This is a genomic window from Chryseobacterium sp. 1B4, assembly GCF_036631475.1.
Taxonomy (GTDB): domain Bacteria; phylum Bacteroidota; class Bacteroidia; order Flavobacteriales; family Weeksellaceae; genus Chryseobacterium.
This window is the reverse complement of the sequence record NZ_JAPNUF010000003.1, coordinates 219,746-235,927: the sequence shown is the minus strand read 5'-3', so window position 1 is coordinate 235,927 and position 16,182 is coordinate 219,746. Positions and strand designations below refer to the sequence as shown.

15 protein-coding genes and 1 pseudogene are annotated in these 16,182 nt (G+C 38.9%); 10 read left to right on the top strand and 6 right to left on the bottom strand.

Going from position 1 to position 16,182, the window contains the following annotated elements; translation table 11 throughout:
* Window positions 1-3: 3 nt before the first annotated feature.
* A complete protein-coding gene (locus OWR28_RS03115; protein WP_332385447.1) occupies window positions 4-1,617 on the bottom strand; it encodes a T9SS type A sorting domain-containing protein in 1,614 nt (537 codons plus the stop codon).
* Between the two features lie 565 nt (window positions 1,618-2,182).
* Window positions 2,183-4,462 (bottom strand): catalase/peroxidase HPI, encoded by a 2,280-nt coding sequence (gene katG, locus OWR28_RS03110; protein WP_332385446.1) that lies wholly within the window; start codon window positions 4,460-4,462, stop codon window positions 2,183-2,185.
* A 430-nt stretch (window positions 4,463-4,892) separates the two neighbouring features.
* On the opposite strand from katG, the gene OWR28_RS03105 reads away from it, so the two are divergent.
* Together OWR28_RS03105 and OWR28_RS03100 are read left to right on the top strand one after the other, a co-directional pair.
* On the top strand, window positions 4,893-5,360 hold the full coding sequence (locus tag OWR28_RS03105; protein WP_332385445.1) for a heme-binding domain-containing protein: 468 nt from the start codon (window positions 4,893-4,895) through the stop codon (window positions 5,358-5,360).
* Window positions 5,361-5,364: 4 nt separating this feature from the next.
* A complete protein-coding gene (locus OWR28_RS03100) occupies window positions 5,365-5,775 on the top strand; it encodes a thiol-disulfide oxidoreductase DCC family protein (RefSeq protein ID WP_332385444.1) in 411 nt (136 codons plus the stop codon).
* Window positions 5,776-5,926: 151 nt separating this feature from the next.
* On the opposite strand, the gene OWR28_RS03095 is transcribed toward OWR28_RS03100, so the two are convergent.
* Window positions 5,927-7,366, bottom strand: a complete 1,440-nt coding sequence (locus OWR28_RS03095; protein WP_332385443.1) for an alpha-amylase — start codon at window positions 7,364-7,366, stop codon at window positions 5,927-5,929.
* A gap of 187 nt (window positions 7,367-7,553) precedes the next feature.
* Between OWR28_RS03095 and OWR28_RS03090 the strand changes: the two are divergent.
* Together OWR28_RS03090 and murA are read left to right on the top strand one after the other, a co-directional pair.
* Window positions 7,554-8,218 (top strand): annotated as a pseudogene (locus OWR28_RS03090) (DUF4290 domain-containing protein).
* The gene (murA, locus tag OWR28_RS03085) at window positions 8,218-9,525 is read left to right on the top strand and encodes a UDP-N-acetylglucosamine 1-carboxyvinyltransferase (protein WP_332385442.1); all 1,308 of its coding nucleotides are present in this window, start codon (window positions 8,218-8,220) and stop codon (window positions 9,523-9,525) included. The pseudogene OWR28_RS03090 and the gene murA overlap by 1 nt, the downstream one beginning before the upstream one ends.
* A 240-nt stretch (window positions 9,526-9,765) precedes the next feature.
* On the opposite strand, the gene OWR28_RS03080 is transcribed toward murA, so the two are convergent.
* Together OWR28_RS03080 and OWR28_RS03075 are read right to left on the bottom strand one after the other, a co-directional pair.
* Window positions 9,766-10,077: a cysteine methyltransferase gene (locus OWR28_RS03080; RefSeq protein ID WP_332385441.1), complete on the bottom strand. Its 312-nt coding sequence runs from the start codon at window positions 10,075-10,077 to the stop codon at window positions 9,766-9,768.
* A 159-nt stretch (window positions 10,078-10,236) separates the two neighbouring features.
* A complete protein-coding gene (locus OWR28_RS03075; protein ID WP_332385440.1) occupies window positions 10,237-10,830 on the bottom strand; it encodes a YiiX/YebB-like N1pC/P60 family cysteine hydrolase in 594 nt (197 codons plus the stop codon).
* Window positions 10,831-11,012: 182 nt separating this feature from the next.
* Between OWR28_RS03075 and OWR28_RS03070 the strand changes: the two genes are divergently transcribed.
* From OWR28_RS03070 to OWR28_RS03060, 3 genes are read left to right on the top strand one after another with little or no spacing between them, the layout of a single operon-like run.
* Window positions 11,013-11,747: a response regulator transcription factor gene (locus tag OWR28_RS03070; RefSeq protein WP_332385439.1), complete on the top strand. Its 735-nt coding sequence runs from the start codon at window positions 11,013-11,015 to the stop codon at window positions 11,745-11,747.
* Entirely contained in the window at window positions 11,744-12,286 is a 543-nt protein-coding gene (locus tag OWR28_RS03065; RefSeq protein ID WP_332385438.1) for a hypothetical protein, read from the top strand. The genes OWR28_RS03070 and OWR28_RS03065 overlap by 4 nt, the downstream gene beginning before the upstream one ends.
* Window positions 12,283-13,104, top strand: a complete 822-nt coding sequence (locus OWR28_RS03060; RefSeq protein ID WP_332385437.1) for an ATP-binding protein — start codon at window positions 12,283-12,285, stop codon at window positions 13,102-13,104. The genes OWR28_RS03065 and OWR28_RS03060 overlap by 4 nt, the downstream gene beginning before the upstream one ends.
* A 230-nt stretch (window positions 13,105-13,334) precedes the next feature.
* Here OWR28_RS03060 and OWR28_RS03055 read toward each other — a convergent pair whose 3' ends face one another.
* Window positions 13,335-14,180 (bottom strand): EamA family transporter, encoded by an 846-nt coding sequence (locus OWR28_RS03055; RefSeq protein ID WP_332385436.1) that lies wholly within the window; start codon window positions 14,178-14,180, stop codon window positions 13,335-13,337.
* Window positions 14,181-14,585: 405 nt separating this feature from the next.
* On the opposite strand from OWR28_RS03055, the gene OWR28_RS03050 reads away from it, so the two are divergent.
* From OWR28_RS03050 to OWR28_RS03040, 3 genes are read left to right on the top strand one after another with little or no spacing between them, the layout of a single operon-like run.
* A complete protein-coding gene (locus OWR28_RS03050; protein WP_433986325.1) occupies window positions 14,586-15,068 on the top strand; it encodes an MgtC/SapB family protein in 483 nt (160 codons plus the stop codon).
* 4 nt (window positions 15,069-15,072) lie between these two features.
* Window positions 15,073-15,582: an efflux RND transporter periplasmic adaptor subunit gene (locus OWR28_RS03045; protein ID WP_332385435.1), complete on the top strand. Its 510-nt coding sequence runs from the start codon at window positions 15,073-15,075 to the stop codon at window positions 15,580-15,582.
* Window positions 15,498-16,166, top strand: coding sequence for an efflux RND transporter periplasmic adaptor subunit (locus OWR28_RS03040; RefSeq protein ID WP_332385434.1), 669 nt, complete (start codon window positions 15,498-15,500; stop codon window positions 16,164-16,166). Before OWR28_RS03045 ends, OWR28_RS03040 begins: the two co-directional genes overlap by 85 nt.
* The last annotated feature ends 16 nt before the right edge of the window (window positions 16,167-16,182 follow it).

Below are 16,182 nucleotides of genomic sequence, written 5' to 3'. Positions count from 1 at the left end.
TATTTATTTCTTAATTAGTTTGGCATTCGCCGTTTTGTTGTTATCCGTTTTTATCGTCACCAGATAAGCCCCTTGTACCAAAGCCTGGGTATTGATTTTTGTTACGTTGTTTTTGGTTTTAACACTCTGAAGCTGCCTTCCACTCATGTCATACAACAGAATATCTGCATCCTTAAAATCAAAGCCAATTTCTATGTAAGCATAATCGGATACAGGATTCGGATAGATTTTGATGTCGTATTTTTCAATGAGCTGATCAACCTGCTTGTCTCCCAGCTTGACGATCTTCCAGTTTTCTTTGCCCAGTTCTTCTGCGCTGGTTCCGGCCAGAACAATAGAGCCGTCTCTGTTCAGCTTTACATCGGAAAGCCTTTCTTCTTTCTTTCCGGATTCTCCTTTGACGTGTTTTCTCCATGATTCGTTCCCTAACTGGTCAGTATACAATAACCAAAACGTCTCATCATCAGTTTCTACTCTTCCTTCTGCCTGCGTGTAACCTCCCAGCAGAATGCCTTTAGACTCCCCGCTTATTACATTCATTCCCATCAGGATATCACGGTTACCCAAATTGTAAGACTTCTGCCACTGTTCATCGCCTCTTTCATTCAAGGAAATCAGCCAAAGGTCTGTTCCTTCTTCAATCCCTACGGTTTTATTTCCTGACCTTTCCGATCTGGATTCCCCGCCAATGATAAAGCCGGTTGAAGTTAAAGCAAGGGTTCTCAAATGATCATCACCTTTTCCTCCGAAATTCTTTTCCCATTCCACTTTTCCGTTTTTGTCAAGCTTTACGATCCAGTAGTCGCCTTCGCCAAAGTTGTCGCTCTGCTTTGAGGTTGCAGATAACAGGTTATAGGTTGCAGGTTTATCAGTCGAAGTATTAGTGTTGATCGTTGATTGCTGATTATTCGTTTTAACAGATGAACTTCTCGAATAAATACCCAGTAATGCTCCTCCGTCTTTGGTTGGAATCATTTTCTCTACTTCATCCAAACCTTTTCCTCCTAAAATTACCTGTGAGAGTTCTTTTCCGTCTTTGTCCAGTTTTGTGATCAGAACATCTTTGGAGCCATATCCTTTTGAAGAGCCCTGTACGTTTCCGGCAACAAAGAATCCTTGATCTGTAGCCTGAATCACAGCTCTTGCTTCTTCATCTGCTGAAGTTCCTAGTGTTTTCTGCCATAATTCATCCCCGAATTCATTGATTCTGACCAGCCAGATATCTGATCCTCCTTTGGAATCCTCTTTTTTATCCAACCCTTTTCCTGAATAGCTGGTACCAGCCAGAAGAAATCCGCCATCCTGCGTGGTAACCGTTGCTGACAGATAATCATGGTTTTGTCCTGAGAAATATTTTTCCCAGACCTCTTCACCCTGCTGGTTCAGTTTGATAAGATGAAAATCGTAACCGTTGTTCTGCTTGCTTCCAGCCTCCGGTTTCCCGCTTCCTGACTGTATAGAACTTCCGGTGATAAGATATTGCTGATCAATGGTTGTGGTAACCTGGCTTAGAAAATCCTGCGTAGAGGACTTTATATCTTTCTGCCAGAGTATCTCCTGAGCAGATATGCCCGTAATAGTGCATAGAGATAATGCACACATGTAGAGTTTTTTCATACTTGTGTTATTAATGTTAAGTAAATGTTGATTGATGTATTGTGTATATAGAAATACACAAATTGTATAGTCGAATTATTGTTTCATAGTTATGTTTTTTAATGTGTTCAAAATTAAGGGTTTTTAATCTTCACCCCTAAGTAATTTTTATTAACTTTCTTTAACAAAACAAAGATACCTCTGCAAAGCGACGAAACCTGTCGTGTTATATTTTATATTAAGAAATTCCAAAGAAGCTGTGAAATACTATTGAATTTATATCATCTTATAAAAATGCTCATAGTTATTTTTCAACTTCAATATTTGGAATATTTTATATCACAATTACGAAAGTAAAGTAGTTTCTGATTAACTACAATTTTTTAGTTATGATTTTTTCATATCACTTAAATATCTCATTTTTAACCCTTAATAGATTTAAATTATTTTCAATTGAACCCATGCCCTATAATATTTTTCAGTCAAATATTTTAGTTATGTAAAAACAACAGAACTTTGTTTATACTGATAAATCAAAATCGGCTGCCCTTTGGGCAGCCGATTCTATTATCTAAAAAATTATTTTCTATAGATCAAACCTATCCAGATTCATCACCTTCGTCCATGCAGTCACAAAATCTTTGACAAATTTGTTTTGTGCATCGGAGCTTCCGTATACCTCAGCGATTGCTCTCAATTCAGAATTGGATCCAAAGACAAGATCAGCGCGGGTTGCTGTCCATTTTGGCTGGCCGGTTGAGCGGTCACTTCCTATATACAGTTCTTTATCATCCGACATTGCTTTCCACTGAGTACTCATGTCTAAAAGATTTACAAAGAAATCGTTGGTAAGAACGCCCGGACGGCTGGTGAAGATACCATGTTTAGAGCCGTCAAAATTTGTATCCAAAGCACGCATTCCTCCTATCAATACGGTCAGTTCCGGTGCCGTAAGCGTTAATAATTGTGCCTTATCAATCAGTAAGGATTCTGTAGATACTGCGTATTTTCTTTTCAGATAATTACGGAATCCGTCAGCAGCAGGTTCAAGATAGTTCATAGATTCTACATCCGTCTGCTCCTGCAAAGCATCCATTCTTCCGGGGGCAAAAGGAACTTTCACATCCTGGCCTGCGTTTCTTGCAGCCGCTTCAACAGCGGCATTACCTGCTAAAACGATCAGATCGGCTAATGATATTTTCTTACCTCCGCTTTGGGAATCATTGAACTCTTTTTGAATTCCTTCCAGAACACCTAATACTTTATTCAATTGTGAAGGATTGTTGACCTCCCAGTTTCTCTGAGGTTCAAGTCTGATTCTGGCTCCGTTGGCACCACCACGCTTGTCACTTCCTCTGAAAGTAGAAGCTGAAGCCCACGCTGTAGATACCAGTTCGGAAATACTCAATCCGGAGTTCAGTATTTTTGATTTTAATGCTTCTGCATCATTTTCATCTACCAGTTCGTGATCCACTTTAGGGATAGGATCCTGCCAGATCAGCTCTTCCTGTGGAACATCGGGTCCCAGATAACGGGCACGCGGTCCCATATCTCTGTGGGTAAGCTTGAACCATGCCCTTGCAAATGCATCAGCAAACGCCTCAGGGTTTTCATAAAAATGTCTTGAAATTTTTTCGTAAACAGGATCAAATCTTAAAGAAAGATCTGTTGTAAGCATTGTCGGCCTATGCTTTTTAGAAGAATCAAATGCATCAGGGATGATTTCAGCACCGTCTTTGGCTACCCATTGGTGAGCGCCCGCAGGGCTTTTTGTCAGTTCCCATTCATTTTCAAAAAGATTTTTAAAGAAATAATTACTCCATTGAGTCGGAGTTTCTGTCCAGGTTACTTCCAGACCGCTGGAAATGGCATCCCTTCCGCTTCCTGATTTATAAGTACTTGCCCATCCTAGCCCCTGAAGCTCTATTCCTGCACCTTCCGGTTCTTTACCTACATGATCTGCAGGCCCCGCTCCATGTGTTTTACCAAAAGTATGTCCTCCGGCAATCAAAGCAACAGTTTCTTCATCATTCATCGCCATACGTCCGAAAGTGTCACGGATATCTTTAGCCGCTGCAATCGGGTCCGGGTTTCCATCCGGGCCTTCCGGGTTTACATAAATAAGCCCCATCTGTACGGCAGCCAATGGATTTTCAAGATTTCTTGAATGAATATCCCCATCTGCATTATCATCTGTAGGAAGAACAGCTGACTGTCCTTCTACCACTCCTTCTGAGCCATGAGCATAACGTAAATCACCGCCGAGCCATGTTTTTTCTGATCCCCAATACACATCGGAATCCGGTTCCCATACGTCTGCACGTCCTCCGGCAAATCCGAATGTTTTAAAGCCCATCGATTCAAGAGCAACGTTTCCGGTAAGAATTAAAAGGTCGGCCCAGGAAATGTTCCTGCCATATTTTTGCTTGATCGGCCAAAGTAATCTTCTGGCTTTATCCAGGCTCACGTTATCCGGCCAGCTGTTTAACGGTGCAAAGCGTTGCTGCCCTGCTCCTGCTCCTCCTCTTCCGTCACCTACACGATACGTTCCCGCACTGTGCCAGGCCATACGGATAAAAAGCGGACCATAATGCCCGAAATCCGCCGGCCACCAATCCTGTGAATCTGTCATCAATGCGTGAAGGTCTTTTTTTACAGCCTCCAGATCAAGGCTTTCAAATGCTTTGGCATAGTCAAAATCCTTATCCATAGGATCAGAGAGGGAAGAATGCTGACGAAGCAGATCTACTCTAAGCTGATCAGGCCACCAATCAGAATTTTTGGTTCCGCCTCCGGCTACATTATTCTTCTTCATGGTTCCGTTATGAAACGGGCATTTGCTGATGTCATTCAAATCTTTTTCCATTGTCGTTTATTTTATGTTGATTAATTCAGTTACATTCTCTGTTGTAAGAACATCACAAACCTACAACGTTTAAATAATAAATACAATCTATTAATTTTTATTTCAATGATAGTTAAAAACTATAAATGAATTCTTCCAACTGCATTAAACCTAAGATATAATTGTGGTATTAAGTTAATCATTTTTTAAATTCACTGGGTTGGCTCTGCTCTATTTAGAATAACTCAATGTAAGAGAAAAAGCGGGAAGAAGGAAGGAGGAAGCTGGAAGTTATAACAGACAAAAAATATCCTCAGCACATTTGTATAAATGAATAGGAAATTAATAGTTAAATAAAAACTGACCCCGTAAGTTTTCTCTGCTCACAACTTCCAGCCAAAGCATAAAAAAATTAACTACCTTTATATTTACCAAAATATGAACACCTGCTATGAAAAAAATAATTGTAGTCATTCTCGTTGCCTTTATCATCATTCAATTCTTCCCCATTGATAAGACCAATCCGCCGCTCACACCCGGCATGGATTTTCTGAAAATAAAAAATACTCCGGAAAAAATTGCCCGTACCATCAGGACTTCATGTTATGACTGCCATTCCAACGAAACAGCATATCCATGGTATGCCAATATTTCCCCTGCATCATGGTGGGTAAAAAATCACATTGATGAAGGCAGAAAAAGTCTTAATTTTTCTACCTTTGCAGTCTATGAACCTCAAAGACAGCTTCATAAACTGGATGAATGCATAGAAATGGTTGAAAAGAAAGAAATGCCGCTTGAATCTTATTATATAGGGCATCAGAATGCCAAACTTTCGGATGAACAGCGTACAGATCTTATTCAATATTTCAAAAAGGTAAAGGAGGATACTGAGAGAGGAATCATGTTTAATAAATAAAGTTGTGGAAAACTGGGAAAATAAACATATTGTATTTTTTGACGGAGACTGTGGTGTCTGTAATTTCTGGGTGCAGTGGATTCTGGAGCGGGACAGGAAAGACCTGTTTATGTTTGCTTCTCTTCAGTCTGAATTCGGACAGCAGTTTTTATCCGAAAGGGGGCTGGATACTCATGTATTCAATACCATGTACCTCTGGAAACCGGGAAAATATTATCTGATTAAATCAAGAGCGATATTCCAGATTGCCAAACTCTTAGGAGGAATATACTCCCTCGCTTTTTTAGGTAAAATCATTCCTAAGTTCCTGAGTGACAAGGCCTACGATCTTGTTTCAAAAAACAGAATGAAGCTGGCCAATCAGAAGTGTTATCTGCCTGATCAGCACCAGAGAAAGAAGTTTATTCAGGTGTAATTTATCTTACAGAAAAATATCATTCCGTAAGAACTTCTTGCAACCCATTAAAATAGGTTGTATAGATTTCTACGGAATGACAAGCTTAGTGGATAATAACAAGCTGGGATTAGTGATAAAACTAATTTTCACCACATTCATTACTCATTACTTATAGATTAAGTGACCAGACGGAATAAGAATTTGGCGGGCACTGGATTTTCACCCATTTATCTCCCTGAGTGGTCGGATACCAGCTTGAATTCCCTGTAAAATCTTTGATCTGCTGACTGCTCCAGTTGGTTTCCACCCATCTTTCCTGCCAGCTTGATGAAGTATTGATATAAACAACAAGTCCCGGATTACCATTATATCCGTTTCTTCTTGCTATATATTCATCATTATCGGTATACAGAATAGAAGTTGTTCCGGTAGCTTTATTATTGTGAATCCAGATCAGGTTGTTAAGTCTTTCTTTGTTCAGCCATTCTTCATAATCCCTGTAAAAAATAGTCGGATATCCTTCATGGGTCAGAATGTAAGCATATGCCGGCATTTTATTGTAGATGATATCTGTATCATGATTGGCTACGAAAGTGACTGCTTTGTAAGGGTTTCTTTTCCACATCATATCATCATTCAGAACATTTAAGTTTCCGTTGTCAAAAGCTTCATCCATTTTATAATAAGCGGCAAAATCAAATACAGAACTGTTGGCATTACTGGACCACCAATCCAGTGTATTCACGTTGGAATCCCATAGCTCGCCTACAGAGAATCCTCCAACTTTAGAGTTCCATGTATTGACAACCCACGGGCCAAAACCTTTGACATAATCAAACCTCCAGCCATCAAATTTCATCACGTTTTTATAATATTTGGCAACAGAATCATCCCTTCCCCAAAGCCAGTCCTGCACATGAGGATTGGCATGGCACAGATCCGGGAAACCGCCAAAAGCTCCTTCATCATTATTTCCGTAGGCATTTTTATAAAAATCATTATAGTTTCTCTGGAATTTTCCTGAGGCCACTCCCGAAAAATCCGTCCAGGTATTGGTTCCGGTAAAAGGATTGGCTTCGGATTGTCCGCCGCTGTTATGATTGATCACAATATCTGCATACACCTGCATATTTTCATCATGTGCTTTGGTAATTAGTGCTTCCAGTTCGGCTCTTGACCCGAAACGGGTTTCTACACTTCCATTCTGATTAAAGTTTCCAAAATCATAATAATCTGTTGGATCATACCCCATAGAGTAAGCTCCGTTTTGTGCTTTTGATGCGGGAGGCAGCCATACAGCCCCAATTCCTGCATTGGACCACGCTGTCAGTTTATCCTTAACAGTATTCCACCAGTTTCCGCCATCAGGAACATCCCAGTAAAAGCCCTGCATCAGCACTCCGCCACCGGGCCCGGCAATAAATTTACTTTGTACAGAGCCTGAACCGCTTCCTGTACTGAAAGGCCGCCCGTCATGGTTCGTTACATTTACCGTTTTATTGTGGACCTCTTCCTTTTTGGAAGGTTCCATTGTTAATTCATCACTGTTCCGGCATGAGTGAGCAAACGCTAAAGCCAGCAGGGAAAGGAAAAAATATGTTTTTTTCATCGCAATAATTAATTATGAATCTATTAAACAAGATACAATTTTATTAAAAACAAATTCAAATGAATGGGAAATATTTTAATTTTCGATAATAAATCAGAAAGAAAGACATTTAAATTTTTCATTAAAAAATCATAAAATTTTAATATTCTCGAAACAATTTTTCTTTTAATCCATATATTTGCATACTATGGAATATAACACCCAAAAAACTCAGCTTCATATGCCGGAATACGGCAGAATTATACAACAGTTGGTTGAGCGCTGTAAAGAACTTCCTACCAAAGAGGAAAGGAATGAAATGGCTATGGCAATCATCGATTTTATGGGTCAGAGAAACCCGCAGCTTCGCGACGAAGAAAATTATAAACATAAACTTTGGGATCATCTTTTTATTCTTGCAGATTATGATCTGGATGTAGAATCTCCCTATCCGTTTCCTACCAGAGAACAACTGGCGGAAAGACCTAAAAGAATGGAATATCCAAAACTTCAGGGTGACTTTAAGTTTTACGGAAAAAGTATTCTTCAACTGATAGAAAAAGCAATTGAACTTGAAACAGGAGAAGAAAAAGAGGCTCTTATTGAAGTGATTGCCAACAATATGAAGAAGTCTTACAATGTTTATAATAAGGAACATGTGACGGATGATGTGATTTTCCGCCACCTGAAAGAACTGTCTGAAAACAGGTTGGATCTTACCGGAATAGATTCTCTTGAAAAAGTAAAATCTATTACACCAATAATAACAACAACCGAAATAATAACAATAACAACAGGAACAACAGCAATAATAAGAACAATAACCAGCCCAACAAAAGAAGGCATAATAACAATCATAAAAACAGAAAATAATGAGTGGAACATTTCAAATAAGAGGAGGAAAAAGACTGCAGGGTGAAATAACTCCACAAGGAGCCAAAAATGAGGCTCTACAAATTTTATGTGCGGTTCTCCTGACGGACGAAGAAGTAAGAATCAAAAACATTCCGGATATTCATGATGTGAACAGACTGATTGAAATTCTTGGAGATTTTGGGGTAAAAGTTACGAAAAACGGACAGGGAGATTATACTTTCAAAGCAGATCAGGTAAATTTTGATTATATAAAATCCAGCGAATTCAAAAAAGACGGAGCAAAATTACGGGGATCGATTATGCTGATGGGGCCAATGCTTGCCCGTTATGGAGAAGCTTATATGCCGACTCCGGGAGGTGATAAAATCGGGAGAAGAAGACTGGACACCCACTTCCAGGGACTTGTTGAATTAGGTGCTGAATTTAATTATGATGAAGAAGAATATTTCTACTCTTTAAAAGCTAAAGAATTAATAGGAAAATTTATCTTACTTGAAGAAGCTTCTGTAACCGGAACTGCCAATATTGTCATGGCAGCTGCTTTGGCAAAAGGTAAAACAAGAATCTACAACGCTGCCTGCGAACCTTATCTTCAGCAATTGTGTAAAATGCTGAACAGAATGGGAGCTAATATTTCGGGTATAGGTTCCAACCTCCTTACCATTGAAGGAGTAGATTATCTGAGAGGAACTGAGCACACGATGCTTCCGGATATGGTTGAAATCGGATCCTGGATTGGTCTTGCAGCGATGACAAAGTCTGAAATTACCATCAAAAATGTAAACTGGAACCAGCTTGGTGTTATCCCGAACACATTCAGAAAATTGGGGATCCAGCTGGAGCAGAGCAATGATGATATTTATATTCCTGCTCAGGAGCATTATAAAATCCAGAAATTTATTGACGGATCTATTCTGACTATTTCGGATGCCCCGTGGCCAGGATTTACACCGGATTTATTGTCTATTATTTTAGTAGTGGCTACCCAGGCAAAAGGAAGTATTCTGGTTCATCAGAAAATGTTTGAATCCAGGTTATTTTTTGTTGATAAATTAATCGACATGGGAGCCCAGATCATTTTATGTGATCCGCACAGAGCTACCGTAATCGGATTGAACCAGGAAGCGCCGTTAAGAGGAACCACAATGGTTTCCCCGGATATCAGAGCCGGAAATGCACTTCTTATTGCTGCGCTTTCAGCAGAAGGAAAATCAATTATCCACAACATCGAGCAAATCGACAGAGGATACGAAAATATCGATGGCAGGCTAAGAGCTATTGGTGCTGACATCGAGAGAATTTAAAATTATTTATTGAATACAAAAGCGTTCGGAATATTCTGAACGCTTTTTTTATTTGGCTATTTTCTTTTTTTACCACTCCGTCAAAAATTCTTTGAATTTTCAATACTCCTCCAGAGGAGAGGAATACTCCCCATCAAACAGTGATCATCAACTCTATATTGGTTTTCAAATAACTTTAAATAAAAAGTGCCCGGTAAAAGAACCGGACACTTTGGGTAATTAAAACTATATGAATCTCACTTAAAAATATGTTCTGCAGGTATATTCTACCGTCGTATTGATAAGTTTATTTTTATTCAGATAGACCTCAAGCAGCTGAAAGTCTTCTGAACTGACATTAATATATAACTGTACGGAACCAAAACTATATCCGTTCACATACTCTACATTAGCAGATAACACTCTATGACAGATACCTAATTGATTATAGATGGTGTTCATCAAATGCTCAAATTTCATTTTGCCATTCAACTCTATTTCCAGTAACAATTCTTTTTTAGGCAGGTTTATTTTGTTTTGTAAAACCTGCAGGCCGGGATTAGGTGTAACCATCGCTAAACATTTTTGGGTTAAACATTATCAGATCATATCGCGCTCTGCATTTAAATCTGTGACAAAAATATAAAAAAATATTAGTCCACCAAATTAGTAGACTAATATTTTTAAAAATTTAACATAAAAAAAGAAGCCTCTTCAGCTTCTCTATGTTTTTTAAAGGGTTCCTATCCTTTCGAGTTTCTCAGAACCTGCGAGCCCATTGGGGTTACAACCGGGCTCTCCTTCAGGAACTTTCAGTTTTTTCTTAGTATAAAATTCTTCCCAGAATGTATTCGTTTTTCCTGTTTTGGGATCAATAAAAGTCATAGGTTCCAATTTAAAAATATGTTCTTCACGAAAAGCTCTTTCCACAAAATCCGAACAGTAATATGAGTTTTCATCCAGAATGTAATTAAAATTATAAGGTTTTCCCAGCATGGAGTGTGCTTTTTTAACAGCTTCAGGAATGGCTTTCCGGTATTCCGGTTTTAAACGGTAAACCATCACCTCCTGCCCTTCTTCTTTCTGATCTTTTATAAAATCATTCAGGTTCTGTTTTTGTGAACCGTCCTTTGGAGCAGCATGCAGGACATAAAAACGGCTGCCTTCTTTTTCAAGAATTCCTATATGATCAAATGAAGCAGACTTTTGTTTTTGAGTGACGTTATTGATGGCCCCGGATAGTCCGGATTCTTTTGCCGTAACAAAAAGAAGATCTCCGTTTTTGAGCTGTACCGTTCCGGGAGAATTGCTTTTACATTGAGCCAATATGACCAATAAACAGAACCAAAATCCTGTAACTGTAATTTTTTTACTTTTTTTCTGAAAGACATTGTAAATTCTGACATCTGATTATACTTCCGGAATCAAAATTACAAAATAGAATTCATTACATTTGTGGGAATATTGACGTATTCTTCCTATCAACCCCAAACATTTTCAATATTCTCATGCCACATATTTTATTAGTTGAAGACGACGACAGACTTTCAAAATTGATTGCAAAAGGATTCCAGGAAGCTCAGTTTGAGGTTACTGTGGCTTATGATGGAATCGCAGGTATGAAACTGGCCCTGCAGAATCATTTTGATCTGATTGTAACGGATATTGTACTGCCCAAAAAAGATGGACTTGAATTTTGCAGTGAGATCAAAACTCTAAAACCCGATCTTCCTGTCATTATGCTTACCGCGCTGGGAACTACTGATGATAAACTGGAAGGGTTTGATGCCGGAGCGGATGATTACCTCACCAAGCCTTTTGAAATGCGGGAACTGGTGGCAAGAATCAAAGTACTCCTGAAACGCTTTTCACAACAGAGACATCAGAAGGTTTTTATACTGAGATATGACGGTATTGAGATGAACCTGGAGCAGAAAACAGTAAGCAGAGATCGTTTCCCGATCAAGTTAACGCCCAAAGAGTTTAATCTTCTGAAATTTATGCTTGAAAATTCAGAAAGAGTTCTTTCCCGAAGTGAAATTGCAGAGAAAGTATGGGAAACCCATTTTGATACCGGAACCAATTTTATTGATGTCTATATTAATTACCTCCGGAAGAAAATTGACAAAGATTTTGCAACCAAACTTATTCACACCAAGGCCGGCATGGGATTTATTCTGAAGAAAATTACGAATCAAGCATTGTGCAATAATGATGGAAATAAACTAAAAATATTCGGATGAAAATCAGGACCCGGCTTACGCTGCTTTTTACCTTAATCACTGCAATGCTTGTAAGTGTTTACAGCATTTCGATTTATTATTCATCCAAGGAAGCAAGAGAGCAATCTTTTTACAGCGAACTCCGGAATGAAGCCATCGCCAAAGCAGACCTGTTTTTCAGAAGTTCATTACCTGAGCAGGAAATGCATAAGCTCTATCAAAACAATACCAGAACACTGAATGAGGTTCAGGTAGCAATTTATGATAGTAATAAGCAATTGGTTTATCATGATGATGCCAGGGTAGATTATGTAAAGGAAACCCCTGAAATGCTTTCACAGATATTCCGGAAAAAAAGAATCAGTTTCTTTTTAAATGATCTGCAGGTCATCGGAATGGTGTATCATTATGAAGGAAAATCTTATGCTGTAACGGCCGCGGCTTATGACAAATACGGATACGAATATCTCACACATCTTTTAACCATCAGTATTGTTTCCTTTTTCAGTATTCTGATCCTGATCTATCTTTCAGGAATATTCCTTTCCAAAAAGCATTGAGCCCGCTCAGTGAGATGGTAAATCAGATCAAAAAGATGACTGCCGGAAAATTACAGCTGCGCCTGAAAACAACGAAAGAAAAAGATGAGCTTAATGAACTGGCCCAAAACTTCAACGGAATGCTGGAGCGGCTTGAAAATTCCTTTGATTCACAAAAACATTTCGTAGCCAATATTTCACACGAACTGAGAACCCCTCTATCAGCCATTATTACAGAACTTGAACTGGCTTCCGAAAAGGATAAAACCAAAGAAGAATATCAGGAAACCATCCGATATGCGCTGGAAGATGCCCGAAATATGGTAAAGCTTTCCAACAGTCTGATGGATCTTGCCAAAGCGAGCTATGATCCCAATGAAATCAGTTTTTCTGAAGTACGCCTGGATGAAGTTCTCCTGGAGTCTTATACCAAAACAATAAAAGAAAATTCAGAATATAAAGTTTCACTGAACATAGAAGATTCAGTAGAAGAACATCAGCTTATCATCCAGGGAAATGAATACCTTCTGCAGGTTGCTTTTAATAATCTTATTGATAATGCCTGCAAATATTCACCGGAACATACCTGCCTGATTGACGTGAGCGCTCACTCCAAGACTCTTACCATCAGTTTCAGCAATACAGGAAATATCATTTCTAAAGAAGATTTACAGCATATTTTCAAGCCATTTTACAGAAGTGAAACCTCCAGGCAGGAAAAAGGGCATGGAATAGGATTATTTCTTACTGAAAAGATCATTAATCTTCACCATGCAAGAATCAACGTTGTATCAGAATACGATGAGACTGTTTTCACAGTGATATTTGATATTATATAACCTTCTGAAGAGACAGGGTTCATTACCTTTTTTTGCGCTGAGAACAGATATTCACGATAAAAACCATACTGCTGGTCACAAAAGGTATAATGTGTAAAAAATGTCTGAATAAAAGAGTTCCGGAATTTTCTCTTCTGCTATACTTTGTATGCCCAAACCAACGAAAAAAAGTGAGATCAGAAGCAGGACAAGCTGTATTTTCCAATGTATTCTTATCATGGGACAAATCTTTAATGATCAGATGCTCTGCTAAAAACTGTTGTTCCTATACTTGCAGCAATCACACAGGCAATAGAAATCCACTGTAAAAAAGATAATTTTTCAGCAAGGAAAACCAATCCTGAAAGTGCCGCAAATGCAGGTTCCAGACTCATCAGAATACTGAAAGTTTTAGCCGGAAGTCTTTTCAAAGCCATAATTTCCAAAGAAAACGGCAAGGCACTTGAAAGAATAGCCACACCAAGACCTTTCACAAAAATAGCCGGGGTCAGGTTGAAAACAGCACCATCCCATATTGTAAAAGGAATAATTACCAGACTCGCAAATATCATTCCTGTCGTTACAGCATCCTTTCCGTCCATTATTTTAGAAACCTTCCCTCCCATTATGATATAAACAGCCCAGAACATTCCAGCCAGAAAAGCCAATCCAAGACCTATTAAATCTACATGGTCATTATGCCACGGAACGATCAGTAAGATTCCCGCACAAGCCAGCAAAGCCCATACTACATCCAGCAGCTTACGGGATAAAGCCAATGCAAGAAATAAGGGCCCCGCAAATTCCACAGTCACGGCCAGCCCCAATGGAATCCTTTGAATAGCCATATAAAAAATAAGGTTCATTGCTGCCAGCCCGATTCCGTATATGGCACAATATTGCCACTTCTGTCTGTTAAATGTTAAAAATTTCGGACGGTTAATCAAAGTAAGCAGCACCGCTGAAAGTACAATCCTTAAAGTAACAGTACCAACAGCCCCTATAGCCGGAAAAAGCTGCTTCGCAATAGACGCCCCTCCCTGCACACAGATAATCGCCAAAAGTGTAGCCGGTATTGCTATATTTGATTTTTTCATGTCTAAATATATCATTCAAAAAATTCTGGAAAGAAGTTTCCGGGATAAACAAACTCTTATTTTATATTGTCAATCATGAAATTTATCATATAAAATAACTGACACCAAATGTATTGATTTTTTAGCTTTTGTAATGGGTACAGTTTTCACTTATCAGTAAGACTTAATAAATAATTATTTTTTATTGCTTTCCTAATGCTCCAAACAAGAATTTATTTTCTCTAATAATTTTCTAATCATATTCTAAAGCTTTTCTAACTGCATAAAACTCCGGCTCTATTTACTTTTGCACAGTAAAAAATAAAGCATATGGACTCAGATCCCTACAGTCATTATCAATCTTAAAAGCTTTAGTTGTACCCACTTTTCCCGTACAGCTGAAAAGCTTATAAAACAGGAAAAGTTATGAATACCTTTGAATTCACCCTTCGTTTACTGACTGCGTTCTGCCTGGGAGCCGGCATTGGCTTCGAAAGACAATGGCGTAAAAAGAATGCAGGTCTCCGTACCAACACTCTTGTATGCCTCGGCTCTGCAGCTTTCGTATTGATAGCCATCAGAATTGGTGGTGATGCAGCCGGAAGAATTACCTCTTATATTGTCAGTGGAATCGGTTTTCTCGGCGGCGGCGTTATTATGAAAGACGGCCTTACCGTGAGAGGGCTCAATACGGCAGCCACATTATGGTGCTCTGCAGCCATAGGTGCATTGTGTGCACTCGGATATCCTAAAGAAGCCCTTATTACAGTTTTCTTCATCATCTCCACCAATATATTCCTGAGACCCACTTTATCCTCCAAAAAAGAAGCAAGGAGCAAAAAACTGCTCAACACCAGGAAAAACAATACAGAAAAAATAAAAATCAGCAAAAGCACTCAATTGTTTTAAGAACATGAAAAAAATAATCTTAAGCAGTATAATTCTCTTTGCAGCCTCCTGTAAGGACAATATACCTCAGCAAAGCAACGAACAGGAAATAATGATTCAGGATAATCAGGTCACAATCCCGGAAAATAATCCTGTATTCAAAAAAATTAAAATGCAGACCGTAACGGAGCAGGAACACAGCAACGGTATTATTTCAGCAGGAACAATTCAGGTCATTCCCAATCATTATGCAGAAATTGCAAGTCCCTTTTCCGGAAGAATTACCAAATCCTTTATTCAGCTTGGACAGAATGTTTCTGCCGGAAGCCCGCTTTTTGAAATTCTTTCTTCCGATTATTTTTCAGTTCAGAAGGATTATACAGATGCTGTGAATGATGTACAGCTTGCAGAAAAAATTACAGACGCCAGCAGGATCTGGTCAGACACGGAGTGGGCATTCAAAAAGAGCTGGATGAAGCGGAAACCGATTTTAAAAATAAAAGAACATCTCTTTCCAATGCTTCTTCAGCCTTAAAGGTATATAACAGCAAAGGCGGAGGTATAGGAAGTCCGCTTGTAGTAAGAGCTCCCATTAACGGAGAAATTATTTCCAACAGAATTGTAAACGGCCAATATCTGAAGGGAGATGCAGATCCGGTGATAATGATCGCCGAATTATCAAAAGTCTGGATTTCGGGTGATGTAAAGGAAAAGGACATCCGCTTTGTCAACACAGGAGATCAGGTTACCGTAAAAGTAAGTGCCTATCCTGACAGAAATATTACCGGAAAAGTATATCACATCAATGAAGTGGTAGATGAAAACACCCGAAGCATCAAAGTCCTTATTGAATGTGATAACCCAGGCCGGAAACTAAAGCCGGGAATGTACGCTACAGTTAATTTTTCAACAGTTCCTGAAAAAGCCGTGATGATTCCCGTATCAGCCTTAATGCTGCAGGACAGCTCTCAATATGTGTGGGTAAAAACCGGTAAGAACCAGTTTGCCAAACGTTTTGTGACAACAGGAGAAACCAATCAGGAAACAGTAAGAATCACAGCAGGCTTAAAGCCCGGAGAAATCATCATGACTGAAGGCGGAATTTATATGCCGATGTGAAATAATGTAAATGAAA